The sequence below is a fragment of the Embleya scabrispora DSM 41855 genome (assembly GCF_000372745.1).
GTDB classification, from domain to species: Bacteria; Actinomycetota; Actinomycetes; order Streptomycetales; family Streptomycetaceae; genus Embleya; species Embleya scabrispora.
On record NZ_KB889664.1, the window covers coordinates 1 to 21,629 of the forward strand.

The window sequence follows — 21,629 nt, forward strand, 5'->3', positions numbered from 1 at the left end:
GGCATCCCGGTCTACTTCTGCAACCCGGGGAGTCCTTGGCAACGAGGCTCCAACGAGAACACCAACGGCCTGCTCCGGCAGTACTTCCCCAAGGGGACCGACCTGTCCGCCCACACCCGGGAACACCTCGACGCCGTCGCCGCCGAACTCAACGGCCGACCACGCAAAACGCTCGACTGGGCAACCCCAGCCGAGCGCCTGCATAAACTACTCGCGGCCTGAAAAACCAACCACGTGTTGCGACGACCCCTGGAATCTGCCAAGCAGGCATCCGCCCGGGGCGTTCGTCGTCGTCCGTCCGGGTCTCGGCTGTGCGGATACCGCGGCGTAGCGACGCGGCCACCGCCGCAGGGCCCGCCGCCCGGATGCGTCGGCGACTCGTGGAGCAGTCGTGAACGGGCCGCGTCCGCGACCACGCCCGCACGCCCATGTGTCGACCGCGAGTGGTGAGATCCGTGCCACCGCGCGCGGAAACACCTTCGTCTTCAAGGGAGTTCCGTATGCCGTGCCGCCAAACGGCGCGAACCGCTTCCGTGCGCCCGAGCCCGCGCAGCCGTGGACCGGTGTCCGGGACGCGTCCAGGTACGGGCCGGCCGCGCCGCAGAATCGGGACATCGTCCTGGAGCGCATGTTCGGCCACCCGCCGTTCGTGCACGACGAGGCCGGCTGTCCGACCCTGAACGTGTGGACGCCCGGTGTCGACGACGCCCGACGCCCGGTGCTGGTCTGGCTGCACGGCGGGGCCTTCGTCACCGGCAGCGCAAGCCTGGGACGGTGTGCGCCCGGCGGACACCTTCGGCGCGGCGCCGCCGCAGGTTCCGTTGGTGCCCGGGATGCCCCGGGTGTGGCGGCCCCAGGACGGTATGGACTGCCTGAGCGTCAACGTGTGGACGCCCGCGGGCGGCGGCGACCGGCTGCCGGTGATGGTGTGGATCCACGGCGGTGCCTGGAAGTCGGGGTACTCGGGCGATCCGAACCACGACGGGGACGTGCTCGCCGCCGGTGGGGTGGTCCTGGTCACGTTCAACTACCGAGTGGGTTTCGAGGGCTTCGGGTTCGTCCCCGGAGCGCCCGCCAATCGGGGCCTCCTGGACCAGATCGCGGCCCTTGCCTGGGTGCGGGAGAACATCGCCAGCCTGTGGTCGCTGCAACGTGGCCTGCTCAAGCCGAGCCTGTCGGCATGGCCATGGCCGTGGCCGTGGCCGCGGCTCGGTCGTTGCCCATGCTGGTCGTGATGGCCCGCAACCGACCGCCGCGGTTCGCGGCCGATAATCCGCAGGTCCGTATCCGGGACGCGGAACCAATCGTGGTTCGCGACCCGTTGGCCGCGTCCCGGCGCATCTGGCAGCCGCTGTCCACCCGGTGACATGCGCACCACCGCTGCACGCGCGCCATCGAACCCCGGGCCCGCGGCCGCGTCGGCATCCATCCACGTCCGCATCCTCACCCCGCTTGCGACCGCGCTCCCACTCACTCCTGCAGCCCGACCCACGTCCCCGACTCCACCGCCCCACTGCGGCACCGCCCGGCCGACCCACGTCGCCGACGTCACCGCGCGCCGCCCCATCGCGGCACCGTCCAAGAGGTGAGCATGGCAATTCTCCGACTGATATCCCGACGGCTGCTTTCCTCGATACCCCTGCTGTTCGTCGTCTCCGCGCTCACATTCGTGCCGGTCTCCCCGGTCCCGGGCGATCCGGCCCGCACGATCGTCGGACAGCACGCGACGGAGGCGCAGTACCACGCGGTTCGCGACCAACTCGGCCTCAACGACTCGTTGCCGATGCAGTATTGGGACCGGCTCAAGGGCGTCGCGCCCGGCGACCTCGGGTCCTCGCTGGTCCGAACCGGGGCAGGGGTGTCCGAGCCGGGGCGCGGTCCGAGCCGGGATTGCACCCGCGTGGGCGTGAGGCTGGCGCAACTCCCGTGCCGGGCCCAAGCTTTCCGGGTTCCTGCGCAAGGCTTGCGGGCTGCGCGGGTGGCGCGTCGGGTCTTGCGTACGGGCGGCTGTACGGCGGATCGTTGCGGATGCGCCGACAACCCCCGTGGTCGGTGCCCGGGCCGCCCGGCGATCTCACCCCCAATCGTCGGGCGGCTCCTCGCCGACGACCCGGGTGCTCACGTGTTCCGTCGGGGCCGCCTACCGGCGCTACGCCGACGCGCTGACTGACGGCGTACCGACCGGTGCCGGCCGTCGGCGCGCAGCGTGCTCGCGCCACCCCCACGACGGGCTCGACAACGTCTGTGCGCTCGGCCTCGCATCTCCCACCGCTCGGTCCGCGACAACGCGGTCGAGTGCCCGCGCCCGCGTACGTGCCCGCCGCGCGACCCGCCGCCGCGACGCCCGAGCCGCTCGGCGGCGTCCTCTCCGGAGGGCGCGGTCGTCGAGGCCACCGGATCACGAGCGCGGGAGCGCTCGTGGGTGGGAACGGTGACCGCTGCCGGTTCCGAGGCACCGACGCGGTGGCGCGGGGCGCCCCCGGCTGTGTCCATGAGGCGCCGGTTTCGCGCGTCCGGCTGCATTGGTTGCGACACGCCGTGTGGTGTCACGATCGTGTCCGACCCGTATCGCACAATGGCTCGATGATCCCGGATGACGAGTATCTGTTGAAACTGGGCCGAGTGACGTACACCCTGGCCCTGCTGGAGAGTGTGGCCCTGGCCGAGCTGGACCAACTTGCCGGTCTGCCACCGGCGTTGGCGCCGCGCAAGCTGGCGGGCAAGAGCATCGAGGCGATCGCGCGGGTACTGTCCGACTCCGCGAACACCGGCAAGGTCGCCGACGAGACGACCCGAGCCTGGCTCCAGGTCGCGGGTGGCGAACTCGCCGCCGCGGGACGTATCCACCACGCGATCAAGCACGCCCGCGCCGCCGAGGAGGGCGAGCAGCCGCACCTGCACCGGCGCAGCGGCGAAGCCGGTGACGCCGTGGACATCACCACAGCCTGGCTGCAACGCGCCCAGTCCGACCTCGACGACGCCCTGCGCCAGATCTCCGGAGGCCGAGCCAAGGCCGCCTGACCGCCCGACGGAACACCGCCGAAGTCCACGGCGGGCGCGGCAGCGCGGAGCCGAAGCCGATTCGATCCATCGACGCCGAGCCCGCCTTCACCGCCGACGCCCGCCACCCACCGGCCACGCTCGTATCCGCATTCGAATCCGTATCGCGTATCCCGCGATGGCGTGACCCGTAGTCGCCGACCATGCCGGCACCCGGCCGGCCGGTACGGTGTCTGCGGCAATGGCGAGCGAGCAGCGGGGGCACTCGGACATGCGGGTTCTGGCGGGGCGGTACGAACTGGTGCAGTTGGTGGGCAGGGGCGGCATGGGGGAGGTGTGGAAGGGCGTCGACCGCGAACTCGGGCGCACCGTGGCCGTGAAGGTGCTGCCCGCCGAACTCACCCGCCACGAGGAGTTCCGCCGGCGGTTCCGCCGTGAGGCCCGTACCAGCGCTGCCCTGTCCCACCACGGCGTGGCGACGCTGCACGACGTGGGCGAGGACGTCGACGGCGCCGACGTCGTCCCGTTCCTGGTCATGGAGTACATCGACGGCCGCACGCTGACCGACGCCCTGCGTACCGGCCCGTTGCCGATCGCCCGGGCGGTCGCGATGGCCCGCGACGTCGCCGACGCGCTGGTGCACAGCCACGGCCTGGGTGTGATCCATCGGGACATCAAGCCGTCGAACGTCATGGTCACCGAGTCCGGCTCGGTCAAGGTGCTCGACTTCGGCATTGCCAAGGCGCTCGCCGAGACGACGACGCGCTTGACCGCGACCGGGCTCATGGTCGGGACGCCGGCGTACCTGTCGCCCGAGCAGATCGACGGCGATGCGGTCGACGCGCGCACCGACATCTACTCGCTCGGCTGCCTGCTGTACGAACTACTCACCGGACAACCGCCGTTCACCGGTGACTCGCCGTTCGCGGTGATGAACCAGCACCTGACCAAACAACCGCCGCCACCGTCTGCGCTGCGGACGGACGTCCCGGCCCATGTCGATGTCCTCACCCTGTCCGCCCTCGCCAAATCCCCGGAGCAGCGGTACGCCGACGCGGCGACGTTCCGGTCGGCGCTGGAGTCGGCGCAACGCGCCCTGAGCGCCGACCCGACGGCGGTCGCGCCGCACAGCCGACCGACCGCCACCGGTACGCCGCGATCCCCGGAGGCGGACGGGCGGTTCACGCCCGGCGGACCCGCAGCAGCGGTGACACTCCTGCCGCCGGGCCCGATGCCTGGTTGGCCGGCGGGGAGTCCGCCAGGGGTTGGAGGTGGCGCGGGTGCCGGGAACGGAGGCGGGCCCGGGGTCGGATTCGGAGCCGAGGTCGGATTCGGTGGCGGGTTCGGGGCCGGCCCCGGGGTCGGGCCGTACGCAGGCGCCGGGACCACGGCTCCGCTGCCCGGCAACCCTGGCGAGGTCGACCCCAGGGGCGGGAGCGTGCGGCCCCGATCTCCGTGGACGATTCGCTACCGTCCCACGGAAACCGGGGCAATTGCCGTCGTGGGATGGGTGTTTCTGCTGATCTCCACGATGTCGCTCATCCGGTTCGAGCGGCCGGTCCCGCCCATCCTGATTCCCGCCGCCGAAGTCGCACTGGTTCTTTCCCTCTTGGCGCTGCTGTGGTCGGCGCGGCTCAGTGTGACGATCAGTTGGGCATACGTCGTCTCGCTCAACTACGCCGCCCTGGGGGCGCCGGCCTGGATCCACGCGCTGCCGTTCCTCGGGCTCGTGCCGTTCGCGCTCGCGGGCTTCGTCCGCCGTCGGCACAACCCCTCGGTCCTGACGGGCCTGCTGTGGATCGCGTTTGCCGCCGCCTGGTGGGCCCAGACCGAGTACCGCGCCGCCGGCCCCCGTGAGGGGGGCTACACCCTGGTCGTGCTGATCGTGGTCGCCGTCACCGGCGCGCGAGGTCTGGCCGAACGCGGCTCGCGCAGCGCCGGCGACACGGCACCCGACCGTCGATACCCGTAGCCGCAAGTGAGCGGACGTCAGGCCGCGTTGCCGTTTTCCGAGGAGCGATCCGAAGTCCACCCGCGGCCGCACCAAGGTCGGATCACGGTCGTGATCGGTGTGCTCGCCCAGTACCGTTCCAAGGTTGGTATCGGTGGTGCGGGGATCCCCATCGCGCCGAGCGTTTGTTGGTATCCCTGCTTCCAATGGCCATGGGTGAACGCGTCCTGGCGGGCGTCGTTGACGGCGGTTCGCGGCGGCTTGTCTTCTGTGGTCAGGCCGATGCCGTACTTCCACGCTCATGAAGCGGATATGGTCCGGGGCGTAGCCGAGATACGCCGCGATGGTCTTCGCGAGCACCACGTCGGGCGGGCTTGACGTCGCGATGCACCACGCGGCGGCTGTGCGCGTGGGCGAGCGCCGCCAGGATCGCCGACACCATGGAGAGCGCCACCATGTTTGGGAGGACGTGGTGGAGGTGTCCTTCCGTCCGACATCGGAACGAACCCGGTTGGCGCAGTGGGCGGCCGAGGCAGCTTGGGACCTGGATCTCACCCGGCCCGACTACCGGGTACGGTACTGCGCCCGGGGGATGGACGAGGGACGGCAACTCTCCACCGGAGGGGCCAAGGATCCGCAGGCGGACAGCTACCTCCTACAGTTCCGCCCCGCCCGGACCGGGTGATCCGCCAGACCTCGCAGAACGCCGCGTACCGCCACCGTTACGCGAGCGCACTTGGGCTCCCCCAGTAACAGGCCCGGCCGAACTCGTCCCCGTCATACGCCGTGCACACCCCGGGCGGCTGCTCCGGTACGTCCCCCCGACATCGATGAGCAGTCGGCCGCGGGATCGGGCATGGCGAAATCTTCTTTTGCCAAAGGGTGTTCGGATCTGACGGCGGACGCCGTGGCGTGTTGGGCCACGGCCCCAAAGGGAACGATCCTGCGAGATCGGGGAGATGCTCCCGTCCGGCTGGTAGCGCCGCGGTCGGGGTGGTCGTGGATCCGCCGGTCACCGCCATCGAGGAGGGCCGGGACCCGTCCTCGATGGCGGCGGCCTGGCCGGCCCGCCTATCGTCTACTGCCGGCCTGGAGGCCCCGCCTCACTTCAGGTGCCGGGCGAAGAACCGGTTTCCGTCGTCCACCTCGAACCACGGGGTGCCGGCGTGCCCGCCCAGATTGGCGTGCAGCGTCTTCTCCTTGGTGCCGAAGGCGTCGAACAGGTCCAGGGCCGACTGCCGGTCGTTCCCTTCGTCGTCCCACTGCAGCAGGAACAGCAGCGGAATGGTGACCTGCCGGGCCTCCTCGCGCTGGGCGCGGGGCACGTAACCCCCGGCGAAGAATCCGGCGGCCGAGATACGCGGTTCGACCGCCGCCAGCCGAATGCCGATGGCGGTCATCCCCGAGTACCCGACCGGGCCGCCGATCTCGGGCAGCGCGAGAAGGGCGTCCAGGGTGGTCCGCCATTCCGGGACCGCCTTTTCGACCAGCGGGACGATGAAGGACTCGAAGATCTCGTCGACCGGCTCGCCGGCCGCCATCGCCCGGCGGAGATCGGCGCGAGCCTGCTCATCCACGGCGGAACGGGGCCGGTCGCCGTGCCCGGGGTGGTCGATGGCGGCCACCGCGTAGCCGTACTCCGCCGCGGACTGCCGGGCCCGGCCCACCAGCCGCGATTCCCGCTTGTGCAAGCCGCCGTTGTGGCCGATCAGGATCAGCGGGGCAGGCGCGGATCCAGACGTCCACAGGACGCCGGGGATCTCGCCGAGGGTGAATTCGCGTTCGAGGACGCCGTCGTCGAGGCGCTGTTCGGAAGTGAATCGCATGGTCGTGCCCTTCGGGAGTGCTCTTGAACGGCGCTCCCGGACGACCTATCGTCCGACCGTGACTCCGGAGGGGAGCACCCATGTCGATACTGCGTTCACGGGTACCACCTCCTCGTTCTCTCGCACGGCCTCCGGAAACGTAGCAGCGGTCGCCATGGTCCGCCAACAGGTTTCGCGGACGCTCGGTGACCGGATGCCACGGAGCCGCTCGCCCAAAGGCCAAGCCCGTGCGGTCAGTTGTGATCACCTGGCCGGGAAAGGATTGGACGGGATGATGCTCGGGTTTGTAGCTTGCGGTGGACCGTGACACCGCCCGAGGAGGCGAGACCCATGAACGCTGTATCGATGTGGGTGCTCTCCCTCCCGTCACGGTCGGGCGATTGATGTAGGTGTCGCCGGGAGCGCCTCGCCAACAAGGCACTCCCGAAAGGCAACACCCATGCCCTCTTCGCAGTTCACCGCCGTGCCGTCGTCGAACGATACGGTCGGGCACGACCTCACCGTGGGCGACGTCCCCGGACTCCGGTCGTCGGCCTCCGGCGCCGATCGCGCGCCCCTCATGTTCGATTTCGACGTGATCATTGCCGGGTGCGGGCCCACCGGTGCGATGCTGGCCGCCGAACTGCGGCTGCACGATGTGCGGGTACTCGTTTTGGAGAAGGAAACCGAGCCCGTGTCGTTCGTCCGCATCGTCGGTCTGCATATTCGCAGTATCGAGCTGATGGCAATGCGCGGACTGCTGGAGCGCATTCTCGAACACGGAAGACGGCGTCCGGCCGGCGGATTCTTCGCCGCCATCACCAAACCCGCGCCCGAGGGCCTGGATTCCGCGCACGCCTATCTGCTGGGCATCCCGCAGCCGGTCATCGTTCACCTGCTCGAAGAGCATGCGATCGAGCTGGGTGCGCAGGTCCGGCGCGGTTGCGTGGTGGCCGATTTCGAGCAGGACGACGAGGGTGTGACCGTCGTGGCGGCCGACGGTGAACAGCTGCGTTCGCGCTATCTCGTCGGCTGTGACGGCGGGCGCAGTACGGTGCGCAAGCTGCTCGGCGTCGGCTTCCCCGGCGAGCCCTCGCGGACCGAGACGCTGATGGGTGAGATGGAAGTGGGTGTGCCGCAGGAGGAGATCGCCGCCAAGGTGACCGAAATCCACGAGACCGACAAGATTTTCAGTCTCAGGCCCTTCGGCGAAGGGGTCTATCGCGTCGTGGTCCCCGGCGCGGGAGTCGGCGATCGCGCGGAACCGCCCACCGTCGAGGACTTCAGGCAACAGCTGCGCGCCATCGCCGGAACCGATTTCGGCGTGCACTCCCCGCGCTGGTTGTCCCGCTTCGGGGATGCCACCCGGCTGGCCGAACGTTATCGGGTCGGGCGGGTGCTGCTGGCCGGTGATGCGGCACACATCCATCCCCCCGCCGGCGGGCAGGGCCTCAACCTGGGCGTTCAGGACGCATTCAACCTCGGCTGGAAACTGGCGGCGCAGATCCGCGGCTGGGCGCCGGAGACACTGCTGGACACCTACCAGGCCGAACGGCATCCGGTCGCCGAGGACGTGCTGGACAACACCCGCGCCCAGATGGAACTGCATTCCACCGAACCGGGCCCGCAGGCCGTGCGCAGGCTGCTCACCGAACTGATGGACTTCGACGCGGTGAATCGCCATCTGATCGAGAAGATCACCGCGATCGGCATCCGCTACGACTTCGGCGAAGGCCCCGACCTGCTCGGCCGCCGCCTGCGCGACATCGACGTGAGACAGGGCCACCTGTACGGTCTGCTGCATCGCGGCCGCGGCCTGCTGCTGGACCGCACCGAACGCCTGACCGTCGGCGGCTGGTCGGACCGGGTCGACTACCTGGCGGATCCCACTGCGGTACTGGATGTTCCGTGCGTCCTGCTACGCCCCGACGGCCACGTCGCCTGGATCGGCGACGATCAGCAGGACCTGGACGAGCACCTCTCCCGCTGGTTCGGCAAGCCCGCCAACTGATTTCGCCTGAACAACCGAAAGGGCCCCTGAGGAGGATCGAACGGCCGGCGGCGATCGACTCGGTGGTCGGAGCGGCATCACCCGGCCGCGAGGGCTCGCCGGTGCTCAGGGCGCCGGTTCGGGTCGTGGGATCTCGGGACGCCCGCCCGGGAGGTGAGTCGGGCCGGGGCGGGCGCCCGGTTCGGGCCCGGTGGAGGCGGGGAGGGTGAGGATCATGGTGAGGCCGCCGCCGGGGGTGTCCTCGGCGGCGAGGGCGCCGCCCATGGCTTCGGCGAATCCGCGCGCGACGGCAAGTCCCAGGCCGACGCCGCGGCTTCGGGGGGCGTCGCCGTGGCGGGCGAAGGCTTCGAACACGCGGTCCTTGGCGTCGTCGGGCAGGCCGGGGCCGCGGTCCACCACGCGCAGTTCGATGCGGCCGCGAACCGTCTTCGCGGCGACGATCACGGGGGTGTCGGGCGGTGTGTGCAGGACGGCGTTCTCGACCAGGTTGGCCACCACCCGGTCCAGCAGCTCACCGTCGGCGCGCACGGTCGGCAGCGTGTCGGGCACCGACACCCGTACCGCCGTGCGCGCGGCCCGGGCCACCGCGCCCGGGACCACCTCGTCCAACGCGATGTCGCTCGGCAGCGGCTCGATCGTGCCCATCCGCAACCGGCTCATGTCGAGCAGGTTGCCGATCAGTTGGTCGAGCCGATCGGCGCCCGCCTCGATGGTGGCGAGCAACTCGGCCCGCTCCGCGCGCGTCCAGTTCACCTCGTGCGAACGCAGGCCGGACGCACCGGCCTTGATCGCGGCCAGCGGCGCGCGCAAATCCCGGGCGACGATCGCGAACAGGGCGGTGTCGAGGCTGTGGCCCTCGCCGAGTCGGCGTGCCTCCGCCGCCTCGGCGACCAGCGTGCGTCGTTCCAGGACCAGTGCGGCCTGCGCGGCGAACGCGCTCAGGACCCGACGCGTGTCCGCGGGCAGCGCGCGGCCGGACAACACCAGCGCGAGCGACTGGTCCACCGGGACCTCGACGTCCGCCTTGTCGGGCCGGGTCGGCGGATTGGGGCCGATCGAGTCGACGCTCGCCCAGCATTCGCGGGGTCCGTCCCGTTGGAGCACGGCCACCGACTCCACGCCGAATGTCTCCCGGACCCGTTCGAGCAGCGCGGGCAGCGCGCCTTCGCCGCACAGTACGCTGCCGGCCAAAAAGCTCAGCGTGTCCGCCTCGGCCTGGTTGCGCGCGGCCTGCTGGGCGCGCCGGGCGGCCAGGTCGACGACGGATGCCACGGCCAGGGCGATGACGACGAAGACCACGAGGCTGAGCATGTTGCCCGGCGCGGCGATCTTCAGGGTGTGCGTGGGCGCGGCCAAGTAGTAGTCCAGCAACAGCGATCCGACCACGGCCGTGGCCACCGCCTGCCACAGGCCGCCGAACAGGGCGACCCCGACGGTCAGGGCCAGGAACAGCAGCATGTCTCCGGGCAGCGCCACACCGCCGCGCATCGGCACGAGCACGGCGGCCGGTATCAGTGGCCCGAGGAGCGCCACCGACCAGCTCGCGACGGCTCGTCCCCGGGCGGTGGTCGAACGTTTCGGTGTGGTCTCCCGGCCGCGGCCGATGTGTTCGTGGGCGACGATGTGGGTGTCGATGTCGCCGGAGCGAGCGGCGACGGTGGGGCCGACGCCGGGGCCCAGGACGTACTGCCAGGGGCGGCGCCGGCTGCCGCCCAGGACGATCTGTGTGGCGTGCACCCCGCGCGCGAAGTCGAGCAGGGCGCCGGGCACGTCGTCGCCGACGACGGAGTGGAACGTGCCGCCCAGCGTGTCCACCAACCGGCGCTGCCGGGCCAGATCGGCCGACGAGCAGCACGAGGGGCCGTTGCTGCGGGCCACGTGCACCGCGAGTACTTCCCCGCCCGGCGCGCGATCGGCGATTCGCGCCGCGCGTCGGACCAGGGTGTCGCCCTCGGGCCCGCCGGTCAGCGCCACCACCACCCGCTCGCGCGCCGGCCACGTCGCGTCGATCCGGTGGTCGCGCCCGTGGCGGTGCTCGCGCCGGTGATCGTCCATGCGATCCGCCACCCACAACAGCGCCAACTCCCGTAACGCGGTCAGATTCCCCGGCCGGAAGTAGCTCGCCAATGCGGCGCCCACGGCCGTGGGCGGGTACACGTTTCCGTGCGCGAGCCGCCGCCGCAACGCCTCCGGTGTCAGGTCCACGAGTTCGACCTGATCCGCACGACGTACCACCGCGTCGGGCACCGTCTCGTGCTGCAGGACGCCCGTGATCGACTCGACCACTTCGTTGAGCGACTCCAGGTGCTGCACGTTCACCGTGGAGATCACGTCGATCCCCGCGTCGAGGATCTCCTCGACGTCCCGCCAGCGCTTCGCGTTGCGCGAACCCGGCGCGTTGGTGTGCGCGAGTTCGTCCACCAGTACCACCCGGGGTCGACGGGCGATCACCGCGTCCACGTCCATCTCGGCGAACGAATCACCCCGAGGGGCCAGTTGCCTCCGCGGCACGACCTCCAGCCCGTCGAGCAGCTCCTCGGTACGAGGTCGGCCGTGGCACTCCACCACACCGACCACCACATCCGTACCGCGCGAGCGTCTGCGACGCGCCTCGTCGAGCATCGCGTATGTCTTGCCCACCCCCGGCGCCGCACCCAGATAGACCCGCAACCGGCCTCGCCCGGGGACCTCGACGGCGGTTCCACTCGCCCCCGAGACAGCGGGATCCGGCGAACTGCGGACTCCGACCTGTCCGTGTGACACCGCACCCATCCCTTCCGAACACCTTCGCGCCCCGACCACTCCGCAGGCCGAGATCAAGCCCATCGCCCCACCCGCCGACGGCACCCCGACGACCGACCCCGCACATTGTCGTCCACGCCCCCAAGCCGGCGCCGACCCAAGCCGAGCCGTCGACCATCGCCCTCTCCGCCCACGGCGTCGTCACCAACTCCCACACGTACGCCGCGGCCTCTCTCGCCCCGCGCCCGCGGCGCCCCGGTACTCGACGACCCGTCACGCCTTTGTCGGTAGGAAGGCATCGAGCATCGGGACGAGGAGGTCGGTGTTGGCGGGGACGTTCATGTGGGTGGTGTCGGGGAGGATCGCCAGGTGGGCGTGGGGGATGAGTTCGTACATGCGTGCGGCGTGCTCGATGCGGATGAAGTCGGTGTCGCCGATGACGAGGAGGGTGGGGGCGTCGATCGAACGCAGCTCGTCCTCCGTCCACTCGACGAAGCCGTGGGCCAGCGGCTGGAGCTTGGCCATGGTGGCCTCGAAGCGGGTGGGGTCGGGGGCGACCCGGGCGTAGGCGTCGACCATCGCCGCGAAGTCGGCCGCGGTCGGCAGCCGCTCAGAGGTCTGTTCGGGCGCGGTGATCTCCGCGTGGTAGCCGTCGTGGCGGTAGTGCGTCGCGAGCAGCACGAGGTGGTCGATCCGCTCCGGGTGCCGTACGGCGGTACGCAGTGCGACCAGGCCGCCGAGGCTGAAGCCGAGCAAGTCGGCGCGCTCGACGCCCAGATGGTCCAGCAGCGCGACGACGTCGTCGGAGAAGACCTCCAAGGACATCGGGCGATCGTTGTCCGCCGTATGGCCGTGGCCCTGCAACTCGATGGCGATCACCCGGTGGTTCGCGGCGAGCGAGGGCAGCAGCGCGGCGAAGCTCAGGTCGATGGTCAGTGCGCCGCCGTGCAGTACGACCAGTGGCGGCCCGTCGCTGCCGTGCAGCTCGTAGTACAACTCGATGCCGTTCACCGGGGCGTATCCGACGGTGGGGGAGCCGGACGTCGACGTCATGGTGATCTCCTTGGGCGGTAGGGAAGTGCGTCCACATGATTGGACTCCCCGTCGCCCCGAAACTCATCGCGGCACGCCAGACAGGCCGGCCTTCGGCCGAGTGCCGACCCCCCGCACCGTTGCGCCCCTGCGCCCTTGCTCGGATCGGACCGCGCCCCGCCGGCCCCTACGGCTCCACGGCTCTACCGCGCCGGTCGCGCGGCGGCTTCCGGGGCCGGGCCGGCGGCGATCAGCCCGGTGAGTACCGCCTGCCGAGCGCGTGCACTGCGGATTTCGGGCGGACCATGACCGTGAGCTCGTCGACGCGGCCCGTTTCGTCCTCGAAGTGCAGCAAATCCATGCCGTTGATCCGGATGTCGCCCATGCCGGCCGGGTATCCGGAGACGATGTTCGCCGCGCTCACCGCGCGGCGAGCGGGCCCAAGGCCGCTCTGCTCGATCCCGGCGTGATCGAGGCGCGGCGGTCCGGGAACGTGTCCGCAAGGCCCACCGGCACGCCTTCACCACCGGGTGGGCCACGGGCCGCGCCGGGTACCGAGGCGCTCCACGCCCGGCCGCAGACTCCGGAACGCCGGGTGCCGTACGCGGTGGGCGCGCCCACGCCGACCCGCCTGGCCGACGGCCGTGCGCACCATACGGAAAAGCCGGACCCGCCGCTGTTTCGGCTCGCGTGTCGCGATCCGGCCGAAACCCTCATGGTGGGCGACCGGCGACCACCCGCGCCCGGCCGAGGCGTGTGATGGCGGGGTGGCCTACCGTTGAAGATGGTCATTTCAGATCAAATCGGTCAGTGGTCAGGGGTTGGTATGCGGGCTACGTGGAAGGGCGCAATCTCGTTCGGACTGGTGAGCATCCCGGTCCAGCTGTATCCGGCGACGTCCGAGCACCGCTCGCCGGGGCATCAGGTGCATCGTGAGGACGGCGGCCGGATCCGCTACAAGCGGGTGTGCGAGCTGGACGGCGAGGAGGTCGTCTTCGCGGACATCGCCAAGGCGTACGAGGCCGCGGACGGTCGTCAGGTCGTCCTCAGCGACGAGGACCTGTCCGAGCTGCCGCTGCCGAGCAAGAAGGTCGTCGACGTGCTGGCCTTCGTGGACGAGGCCGGGATCGACCCGTTGATGTTGTCCAAGCCGTACTACCTGGGGCCCGCGACGCCGGCGGCGGCCAAGCCGTACGTGCTGATCCGCGAGGCGCTCGCCGGGCAGTCCCGGGCGGCGGTCACGAAGATCACTTTGTCCACGCGCGAGAGCCTGGCGCTGGTCCGCGCCCAGGGCGACATCCTCACCCTCCAGACCATGCTGTGGCCCGACGAACTGCGCGCCCCGGACGGCATCGCGCCCACCGAGAACGTCACCATCCGCCCTCAGGAAATGAAGATGGCCGCCTCGTTGATGGACACCCTCAGTGAGGACTTCGACCTGGACGACGTCCACGACGACTACCAGCGGGCGATGGACGCCCTGGTCGAGGCCAAGGCCACCGGCGCGCATCCCGACGAGGTGGTCGTCAAGGACGAGGGCGAGAGCAACGTGGTCGACCTGATGTCCGTGCTCACCGCGAGCGTGAAGGCCGCCGAGAAGGACCACCCCAAGCCGGCGAAGGAGACGGACACCAAGACGCGCGCGACGACCAAGGGCCGGACGGCGGCGAAGACCGCGAGCGGCCGTGCCTCCGCGAAGAAGAGCACGACGACGCGGCCACGCCGGAAGACGGGCTGAACGCCGCCGCCAGGGTCGGCCGTCGGGCCCTTCGTCAGGCGGGGTCCGCCGCCTCGCGTGCGAGAGCCTCCAACGCGGCCGGCCTGAGCAGGTCGCGATCGGGCGCGCTGTCCGCGCCGGCGGCGGCCCGGGCGGTGATCAGGGCCCGCATGGCGGACAGGCGAGCGGCACGGCCCCGATGCAGCGCGTCCTCGTCGCCGAGTTCGGCGGCGTGCAGGCAGGCGAGGTGGGCGCGCTCGAACCCGAGCTGGACGTCGAGCAACGGGAGCAGGCGATCGGGCAAGCGTTCGGACATGTGTTCGAGGATAGGCCCTGTGGCTCGAACCCGTCGCCCGCTGCCCAACGCCCGTCGACCGACGTGCGTGTGTCTCGGGTCGGGGAAGGCTGAGCGTTTTCGGCGGAGTCGTACTCGTGCCCACGGCCTGGTCGGCGGGGGTGGTGGGCCGTGGAGGCGGTTGTTCGGGGCGAGGTGGATGGGGGCTAGCCTGCGGAGGCATGACCGCGTCTTCTGTTTCGCCGCCGCCCATGCATGCCTGGCTCGACTTCAACTCGCCGCTCTCGCCTGCCCGATCGGCCGCCATGGTCGAACGTCTCGCCAGGGGCAATCCGCGCACGGTGGTGGATCTCGGGTGTGGGTGGGGGGAACTGATGTTGCGGTTGTTGGCAGCGGTGCCCGATGCGGTCGGTACCGGGGTCGACATCAACGTGGAACACCTCGCCACCGGTCGTGCGAACGCCGCCTCCCGAGGGCTCGCCGATCGTGCGTCGTTCGTGGAGGAGCCCGTGGCGGACTTCTCCGGTGGGCCCGGCGACGTCGTTCTGTGCGTCGGATCCAGCCATGCGTTCGGAGACGCCAAGCCGCCCGCGCACACGGCTGTGGCGCTGCGCGCCCTGCGGGGCATGGTGGGAACCGGCGGGCGGGTGTTGTTCGGCGAGGGATTCTGGCAGCGGCCGCCCTCGGGCGACGACCTGGCGAGAATGTGGCCGGGCGCCTCCGCCGACGAGCACATGGACCTGACGGCGCTCGTCGACCTCGCGACGAGTGCGGGATTCCGCCCGTTGTGGATCGAGGCGGCCACCCTCGACGAGTGGGAGCAATTCGAATCCGGGTACCTCGCGGGCAAGGAGGAGTGGCCGGCGTCCCACCGCGACCACCCGGAGGCGGAGGAGGTCCGCGCCTCGGCCGACGCGCACCGGAGTATGTGGCTCGGCTATCGCGGCATACTCGGCTTCGCCTACCTCACCCTCGTCGCCTGCTGACCGTTCGCGGTCGGTGGCTCGGTATCGAGCGGGCGATCGAGGCGATCCTCGACGCGGCGACGGCACAGGCGCCTTCGACGTAGCGGTGGCCGGGTCGGGCGACTGCCTCATGCAGCGGGCCTGCCGCCCGACCGCGATATTCGGCCCGCGCCCACACCCCCGTCGGCGACCCACCGGGTCCGCACCGCATGGCGCCGCGCCACGCCGGTCCTGGGCCCACGTCGAATCGGGCGGTACCTCGCGCCCACCGCGTCTTTGCCATGTCCCGAGCCGGGCGGCGTCGATTCGGATATTTCGCCCGATCGGCGCGCCAAAGAGGGGGTCTACCTCCACCGACTTACCCGGCCGACCCCCCGCATACTGGCGACGCGGCCCATGCGGCCGATGTACCGAAGCCGCAGAGAAGGGCACAAGACGGATGAATCATGCGGGCTCGGGGGGCGGTGCGCGGCTGCGCGGGTTGGGTGGGGGCTTCTCCTTCCGGGCGGGACTCGTGGCGTTGGGGCGGTCGTTGGCGCTGTGGGGGCTGTCGTTCGTGGCGATGTTGCTGTCGCTGGCGGCGTCCGTGGTCGTGTTGTTGCTCGGTACGGGTCTGGGTCTGGTGTTGCTGGCGCCGGTCGTGGGCGCGGTGCGGCGGCTCGCGGATCGGCAACGCGCGTTGGCGTACCGGTGGTCCGGTGTGCGGATTCCGGCGTGTTACCTGCCCGCGCCCGAGGCGGCTTCCGGTGGGCGCGGCTTCTTCGCTCGGCTGCGGTGGATCGTCCGGGATCCGCAGACGTGGCGCGACTGGCTGTGGTTGGCGCTCGACCCGGTCGTCGGTGCCACGCTCGTGTTCGGGCCGGTCGCGCTGGTCCTCGGCGGTTTCTGGGCGATCGGGTTGGCGTTCCACGGTGTTTCGTTGTCGCGGGAGTGGGACGGCCTTTGGTATCTGTTCGTTCCGGTCCGGGATCAGACCTCCGCCACCCTGGCGGGTGTGCTCGGTCTGCTCCAGCTGCCCCTGGCGCTGTGGTTGGCGCCGCGTTCGGTGCGTCTGCACGCCCGGTACACCCGGGCCGTGCTCGCGCCGAGCGGGAAGGCGCGGGCGGCGTATCGGATCGAACGGCTCACCGCGACCCGGGCCGAGGCGGCCGACGCGCAGTCCGCCGAGATCCGGCGGATCGAGCGCGACCTGCACGACGGCGCCCAGGCCCGCCTGGTCGCGATGGGCATGACACTCGGCGCGGCCGAACACCTCTTGGAGAGCGATCCCGCCGCCGTGCGCGAACTGTTGGTCCAGGCCCGCGAGTCCTCGTCCAAGGCGTTGGAGGAACTGCGCGACCTGGTTCGCGGCGTTCATCCGCCGATCCTGGCCGACCGGGGTCTGGGTGACGCCGTACGCTCGCTCGCCCTGATCTGCCCCCTGGACGTGGAGGTCGTGGTCGACCTGCCGGGGCGTCCGGACGCGGCGGTGGAGTCGGCCGCGTACTTCGCCGTCTCGGAAGTGCTCACCAACGCGGCCAAGCACTCGGGCGCCGACCGGGTCCGGGTCGACATCGGCCACGAACTCGGGCTGTTGCGCGTCGAGATCACCGACGACGGCCGAGGCGGCGCGGATCCCGGCCGGGGGAGCGGCCTGCGCGGCATCGAGCGACGGCTCGCCACGTTCGACGGGGTCCTGACCGTGACCAGCCCGCCGAACGGCCCGACCCGGGTGACGATGGAGATCCCGTGCGCGGTGTCCTCGCCGAAGACCTCATCCTCCTTCGGGACGGAGTGATCCGACCGCCGGAGGCGTACGGCGACGACGCGTCCTACGTAGCGCGCCCGGCGCCGGGGAGGCCCGTGTCGCGGCAGTCCCGGTGCGTCGAGCCACCGTGCGCCCACGTGTCGCATCGCGCGCCGACGGTGCGAGGGCGGGCCGCTATGGTGCGGGCGTGACCGGTTCGGTGCAGCGTCCGCTGCTTTTTCTCGACGTCGACGGACCCCTGCTCCCGTTCGGGGCGGCCGAGTATCCCACCCATGGCACGGATCCCGAAGCCCGCGACGCCGACGCGAACCCGCTGTTGGCCAGGCTCGATCCCGGGCACGGGCCCCGGCTGTTGCGGCTGCGGTGCGATCTGGTCTGGGCCACGGCCTGGATGGAGGAGGCGAACACGTACATCGCCCCCCGACTCGGCCTGCCGGAGTCGGCCGTGGTGGTCTGGCCGGAGCACACCGAGGTGGACGACCGGGACGAGCGGGCCGGGCTGCATTGGAAGACCCGTGCCCTGGTCGTCCGGGCGGCGGGCCGCCCGTTCGTGTGGGTCGACGACGAGATCACCGCCATCGACCGGGCCTGGGTCGCCACCCACCACGAGGGCCCCGCTCTGCTCCACCACGTCGACGCCCGCCAGGGCCTGACCGAAGCCGACTTCGCCACCCTCGCGACATGGCTCCACGGGGCCGACGCCGCGTCCCCCTTCCGGAGCACGACCTGACACCGACTCCTGCCGCGTGTGGTTCGGCGACGAGGAGATGGCGGTGCTCGCGGATGCCCTCGGGTGTCCCGCGCGTCAGATTCGAGCGCACATCTGACGCGCCCCATGTCCTTCGAGGTCACCCGGCAGGGGTGTGTCCGGCGTGGCCGCGGTGGCGGGTTACCGATTCGCGGACGGCGGGGGCGATTTCGGCGGCCCAGCGGTGGTGTTGGGTGGGGTCGTCGGATTCGGCGCCGAAGATGAAGGTGTCCATGCCGAACTGGACCACCAACGAGGTCAGTTCCTCGACCCACTGCCGGGGCGGGCCGACCAGGAAGCCGTTGGAGGGGCCGTCGGTGATGGCTCCGAAGACGTTGTAGACGCGTCGGATGTCGGCGGGATCGCGTCCGGCCTCGGCCGCACCGTCTTCGATGCGGCGTTGCATGTCGGGCAGCCTCTCGGGCGTCGCGTAGCTGTTGGACGGGCACCAGCCGTCCGCCTTGCGCCCGAGCATGTTCAGCAGGCGCGGGCCCAGTACGCCCAGCCAGATGCCCATCGGGTGCACGGGCCGGGGCCCGGGATGCACGCCCGCGAGCTGGTAGTGCCGACCGGTGTAGCGCACGGAGCGCTCCGCGGACCACATCAGGCGAACGATGTCGACCGCCTCCTCCAGCGCGCCCGCCGCCTCGCCGGGGGTACGTGCGGGGCCACCCATCGCCCCGATGGCCTCCCAGAACGCGCCCGCGCCCAAGCCGAGTTCGAATCGCCCGCCGGAGAGCACATCCAGACTGGCCGCCGCCTTGGCCAGCACCGCCGGCGGACGCAGCGGCAGGTTCGCCACGTCCGGGAATACGTGCACGCGTGCGGTGTTCGCGAGGATCACGGCCATCAGCGACCAGGTGTCCAGGAAGCGGCTCTGGTAGGGATGATCCTGCACCCCGACGAGATCCAGACCCTCCCGATCGGCCATGCTCGCCAGTGCGAGGATCTCCTCGACCCGTGAGCTGTCGGGCGTGGGAAAGACACCGAACTCCAACGGACGCCCATAATCGGTCATATTTCGATCCTAGGTTGCGAGCCATGCGTTCGCAGGCCGTCGCGGCGCGGTACGGCTCGTGGCGCGGGACGGCACATGGCGCGCCGGGCAGGGTCGAGAGCCGAGGCCGGTCGGTCAACCGCGCGCGCAGCCCTGGACGGCGCGGGGGCATCGCCGCCACCGGACGACAATGCGTCCGCGCACCGCCTCGTCCGACTCCACGAAGTGCCCGCCGGCCTCGGTGGAAGGTCCGGTCCGTTGCCCGGCGCGGGCCGTCATGACGCGGCGCGGGCGTCCATCACGCGTCGCGGCCCCGGTCGACGGCGGCCCGGAGACACCGGCCGTCACAAAAGGCGGCCCTCATTCGTCATATTCATGACGGAGCGGCGTCGGCCCGGGCGGGGAGACCGGCCCGGGCCGACGCCGACCCGGATCCGTTCGTTGCACGCCGGCAGTAAGGACCACGTCATGCCGTTCCCGATCGAGTGCGCACGATGACCGCGCCGTCGATCCCGCGCGTCTCCGCGTACTGGGCGCCCTGGGAGCACGCGTTGCACACGTTCCTCGTCCGCGTCCACGGCGACCGGGACCTGGCGGCGCGTTTTCCGGCCGGCGTCGACGCGGGGCCCTGCGCGCCGGCCCTGGAGGCGATCACCGCGCACCTGCCGCACACCCTCGAACGCCGGCGCGCGACACGGGCCATCGCACAGGCGGTCACGCTGTACGTGCTCCACCAGGGGCGGACCGCCACGCCGCTGCATCGTCCGGACGGCACCTCGATCGGTGCCGCCTGCCGCGACCTGTCGTTGCTGATCGTGCCCGAGGGCACCCTCGTGCGACGGCGCCGGCGCACTCGTTTCGACGCCGCCGTCGAGGCGGCCACGACGGACGAACTCGTCGCCCGCCTGCATGGCCTGATGCCCGAGCTCCGCGGCAGGTGCATCGCCCTCGACCACGTCCGACTGGCCAAGGACCTGCTGTGGTGGGAGACCCCGGTCGGCCACCGCTACGCGCGCAACCGCTGGGAGGAGGACTTCCACGACCTGGGCGCAACCCCCTTCGGCGACGGCGAACCCGGCGACCGGGGGCACCGGCGAGCACCCGCCCCCGGCCACGCCCGGGGCGATGCGGCGACAACCTCGGCGTGACCCGGGAGCCGGCGACGGATCGGCCGAATCGACGGCCGCGAACACCTGATGCCGCCCGATGTGGTCGGCACCGACGACGTGGTCGGCGACGATCGAACCGTACTCTCCGCGTACGTGCCGAAAGCGCGTACCAGCGCGGTGAGCCGCTCCGCGTTCCGGCCCACCGCGCGCTTGATGGTGATGACGTGCGTTCGACGCAGTCCGGGACCGCTTGATCAAGGCGACGCGACGGCGACACCGAGGCGGCACGGCGACGTACCCGCCGGTGGGCCCGGGGCGGCGCGATCCGGGCCCGGGGGCTCACGAGTGCGTTGTCGGGCCGTCTGTGGTGGTTGACACCGTGCCGGGGCTCGTGCTGGTGCTCGTGCCCGGGCCTGGGGTGCCGCTCGTGGTGGGGTTGGGGGCAGTGCCGGCCTGGCCTGTGGACGTTGCGCTGGTCTCCGGGCCGAAGGGCGGTGTCGACGGCGACTCCGAATCGGCGCTACTCGGCGGGTCCGTCGGTGCGGTGGGGCCCGCCGACGGGTAACCGTCCGTTCGGATGCCGGCCAGGATCGCGGACAGGCGAGTCCGGTCGAGGGGCGGGTCGGACTCGACGAAGGCGCCGTCGGCGCGGGTGACCCGATCGGGTCCGCGCCCGTCGTCACCGATCGGCGGCTTGCCGATGCCGACCGAGAACCAGGGCGGGTCGGTGCCGTCGAGGTTCGGCGGGTCGATGGCGCCGAAGCGCAGCGCGTACACCGAGGCGTCGGGCGGCCGGCCCACCGAGGCCACCACGGAGGTCAGGTGTTCGCCTGCGGCGAGCAGGTCCCGATCCAGCTTCACCGGCACGCCGATCGGCCGGCGGCTGCCCGCGGCGACGCTCTCGGCCACCGCGCGCACGCGCTCGGCATCGGCGGCGGGGCCGGCCAACGAGGCGATCCCCCATGCGCCCGACATCCACTGCCAGGCCAGTTGGATCCGGCCCTCGACCGGATCCGGCCCGGTCAACCACGCGGCCGGGCGCCCGTTCACGGGTGGAGCCGGCGCGCCCAGGCCGGCCTCGCCACCGGGCAGCCGGTCCGGCGCGTACATCGTCACCGTCGCCCGCGTGGCCGCCACCTCCGGCGGACCACCCGGCTTCTCCGTGCCCAGGACCACCCGCTGGCGGTACTTGCCGGTCTCGTACAGCACCGGTGTGAAGCCGCCGCCCGAGCCCACGTTGAAGGCCCGTTGCCCGACGTCGAACGTGCCGCCGGCGGCGGGGCCGATCGCGCCGTTGTGCAACGGCGCGGCGATCAGCACCGTCGCCAGCACCACCAGTGCCACCGCGACGGCGCCGCCCGTCACCGCGAGCGCACGCCGGACCCGGACCGTGCGCCGGCCCTCCCGGATCGCGCGGGCCACGTTGACGCCGGGTTCGTCGGGCGCGGTCTGCGGCGTCGCGCGCAGTGCGGCCAGTAGTCGGGCGCCCTCGTGCTCGTCGGTGTCCATG

20 protein-coding genes and 1 pseudogene are annotated in these 21,629 nt (G+C 71.4%); 14 read left to right on the forward strand and 7 right to left on the reverse strand.

The annotated features are described in order from the left end of the window. The 8 genes and pseudogenes from A3IC_RS54955 to A3IC_RS71105 form a co-directional block, all read left to right on the forward strand. On the forward strand, positions 1-222 hold a 222-nt coding region (locus tag A3IC_RS54955; RefSeq protein WP_020548772.1), incomplete at its 5' end, for an IS30 family transposase. A gap of 208 nt (positions 223-430) precedes the next feature. Beyond that, a pseudogene (locus A3IC_RS73520) lies at positions 431-538 on the forward strand (hypothetical protein); the annotation flags it as partial. A 238-nt stretch (positions 539-776) separates the two neighbouring features. Continuing rightward, positions 777-1,235: a carboxylesterase family protein gene (locus tag A3IC_RS73525; protein WP_026218371.1), complete on the forward strand. Its 459-nt coding sequence runs from the start codon at positions 777-779 to the stop codon at positions 1,233-1,235. Continuing rightward, positions 1,235-1,366, forward strand: coding sequence for a hypothetical protein (locus A3IC_RS72550; protein WP_281174497.1), 132 nt, complete (start codon positions 1,235-1,237; stop codon positions 1,364-1,366). Before A3IC_RS73525 ends, A3IC_RS72550 begins: the two co-directional genes overlap by 1 nt. Positions 1,367-1,591: 225 nt before the next feature. Continuing rightward, positions 1,592-2,170: an ABC transporter permease family protein gene (locus A3IC_RS73530; RefSeq protein ID WP_425387340.1), complete on the forward strand. Its 579-nt coding sequence runs from the start codon at positions 1,592-1,594 to the stop codon at positions 2,168-2,170. A 413-nt stretch (positions 2,171-2,583) separates the two neighbouring features. Further along, positions 2,584-3,021, forward strand: coding sequence for a hypothetical protein (locus tag A3IC_RS0117280; protein WP_020551304.1), 438 nt, complete (start codon positions 2,584-2,586; stop codon positions 3,019-3,021). Positions 3,022-3,241: 220 nt separating this feature from the next. After that, positions 3,242-4,972, forward strand: coding sequence for a protein kinase domain-containing protein (locus A3IC_RS62360; RefSeq protein ID WP_020551305.1), 1,731 nt, complete (start codon positions 3,242-3,244; stop codon positions 4,970-4,972). A gap of 490 nt (positions 4,973-5,462) precedes the next feature. Next, positions 5,463-5,636: a hypothetical protein gene (locus A3IC_RS71105; RefSeq protein ID WP_245599334.1), complete on the forward strand. Its 174-nt coding sequence runs from the start codon at positions 5,463-5,465 to the stop codon at positions 5,634-5,636. 418 nt (positions 5,637-6,054) lie between these two features. On the opposite strand, the gene A3IC_RS0117295 is transcribed toward A3IC_RS71105, so the two are convergent. Then, the gene (locus A3IC_RS0117295) at positions 6,055-6,777 is read right to left on the reverse strand and encodes a dienelactone hydrolase family protein (RefSeq protein WP_020551307.1); all 723 of its coding nucleotides are present in this window, start codon (positions 6,775-6,777) and stop codon (positions 6,055-6,057) included. Positions 6,778-7,216: 439 nt separating this feature from the next. On the opposite strand from A3IC_RS0117295, the gene rox reads away from it, so the two are divergent. Then, positions 7,217-8,767 (forward strand): rifampin monooxygenase, encoded by a 1,551-nt coding sequence (rox, locus tag A3IC_RS0117300; protein ID WP_020551308.1) that lies wholly within the window; start codon positions 7,217-7,219, stop codon positions 8,765-8,767. Between the two features lie 105 nt (positions 8,768-8,872). Here the strand turns inward: rox and A3IC_RS0117305 are convergent, their stop codons facing one another. From A3IC_RS0117305 to A3IC_RS66750, 3 genes are all read right to left on the reverse strand, one after another. After that, complete coding sequence (locus tag A3IC_RS0117305) at positions 8,873-11,389, reverse strand: sensor histidine kinase (RefSeq protein WP_425387342.1); 2,517 nt, start codon at positions 11,387-11,389, stop codon at positions 8,873-8,875. A 393-nt stretch (positions 11,390-11,782) separates the two neighbouring features. After that, on the reverse strand, positions 11,783-12,562 hold the full coding sequence (locus A3IC_RS0117310) for an alpha/beta fold hydrolase (protein ID WP_026218372.1): 780 nt from the start codon (positions 12,560-12,562) through the stop codon (positions 11,783-11,785). A 229-nt stretch (positions 12,563-12,791) separates the two neighbouring features. Continuing rightward, complete coding sequence (locus A3IC_RS66750; protein WP_020551311.1) at positions 12,792-12,965, reverse strand: hypothetical protein; 174 nt, start codon at positions 12,963-12,965, stop codon at positions 12,792-12,794. Positions 12,966-13,406: 441 nt separating this feature from the next. Here A3IC_RS66750 and ku point away from each other — a divergent pair, with 441 nt between their 5' ends. Further along, positions 13,407-14,279, forward strand: coding sequence for a non-homologous end joining protein Ku (gene ku, locus A3IC_RS0117325; protein ID WP_245599335.1), 873 nt, complete (start codon positions 13,407-13,409; stop codon positions 14,277-14,279). Positions 14,280-14,313: 34 nt separating this feature from the next. Here the strand turns inward: ku and A3IC_RS54975 are convergent, their stop codons facing one another. Then, positions 14,314-14,574, reverse strand: a complete 261-nt coding sequence (locus A3IC_RS54975; RefSeq protein ID WP_020551314.1) for a hypothetical protein — start codon at positions 14,572-14,574, stop codon at positions 14,314-14,316. Positions 14,575-14,774: 200 nt separating this feature from the next. Between A3IC_RS54975 and A3IC_RS0117335 the strand changes: the two genes are divergently transcribed. The 3 genes from A3IC_RS0117335 to A3IC_RS54980 all read left to right on the forward strand — a co-directional run bounded on the left by A3IC_RS0117335 (position 14,775) and on the right by A3IC_RS54980 (position 17,995). Further along, positions 14,775-15,539: an SAM-dependent methyltransferase gene (locus tag A3IC_RS0117335; protein ID WP_026218373.1), complete on the forward strand. Its 765-nt coding sequence runs from the start codon at positions 14,775-14,777 to the stop codon at positions 15,537-15,539. A 418-nt stretch (positions 15,540-15,957) separates the two neighbouring features. After that, positions 15,958-17,295, forward strand: a complete 1,338-nt coding sequence (locus A3IC_RS0117340; RefSeq protein WP_020551316.1) for a sensor histidine kinase — start codon at positions 15,958-15,960, stop codon at positions 17,293-17,295. A 157-nt stretch (positions 17,296-17,452) separates the two neighbouring features. Next, positions 17,453-17,995: an HAD domain-containing protein gene (locus A3IC_RS54980; protein ID WP_020551317.1), complete on the forward strand. Its 543-nt coding sequence runs from the start codon at positions 17,453-17,455 to the stop codon at positions 17,993-17,995. A 118-nt stretch (positions 17,996-18,113) separates the two neighbouring features. On the opposite strand, the gene A3IC_RS0117355 is transcribed toward A3IC_RS54980, so the two are convergent. Beyond that, positions 18,114-19,031, reverse strand: a complete 918-nt coding sequence (locus A3IC_RS0117355) for an LLM class flavin-dependent oxidoreductase (RefSeq protein ID WP_026218374.1) — start codon at positions 19,029-19,031, stop codon at positions 18,114-18,116. Between the two features lie 473 nt (positions 19,032-19,504). On the opposite strand from A3IC_RS0117355, the gene casB reads away from it, so the two are divergent. Then, positions 19,505-20,158 carry a type I-E CRISPR-associated protein Cse2/CasB gene (gene casB / locus A3IC_RS0117360; RefSeq protein ID WP_020551319.1) on the forward strand — a complete coding sequence of 218 codons (654 nt, stop codon included), beginning with the start codon at positions 19,505-19,507 and terminating at the stop codon, positions 20,156-20,158. A 300-nt stretch (positions 20,159-20,458) separates the two neighbouring features. Here the strand turns inward: casB and A3IC_RS0117365 are convergent, their stop codons facing one another. Continuing rightward, complete coding sequence (locus tag A3IC_RS0117365) at positions 20,459-21,628, reverse strand: hypothetical protein (RefSeq protein ID WP_026218375.1); 1,170 nt, start codon at positions 21,626-21,628, stop codon at positions 20,459-20,461. Position 21,629: the final 1 nt, after the last annotated feature.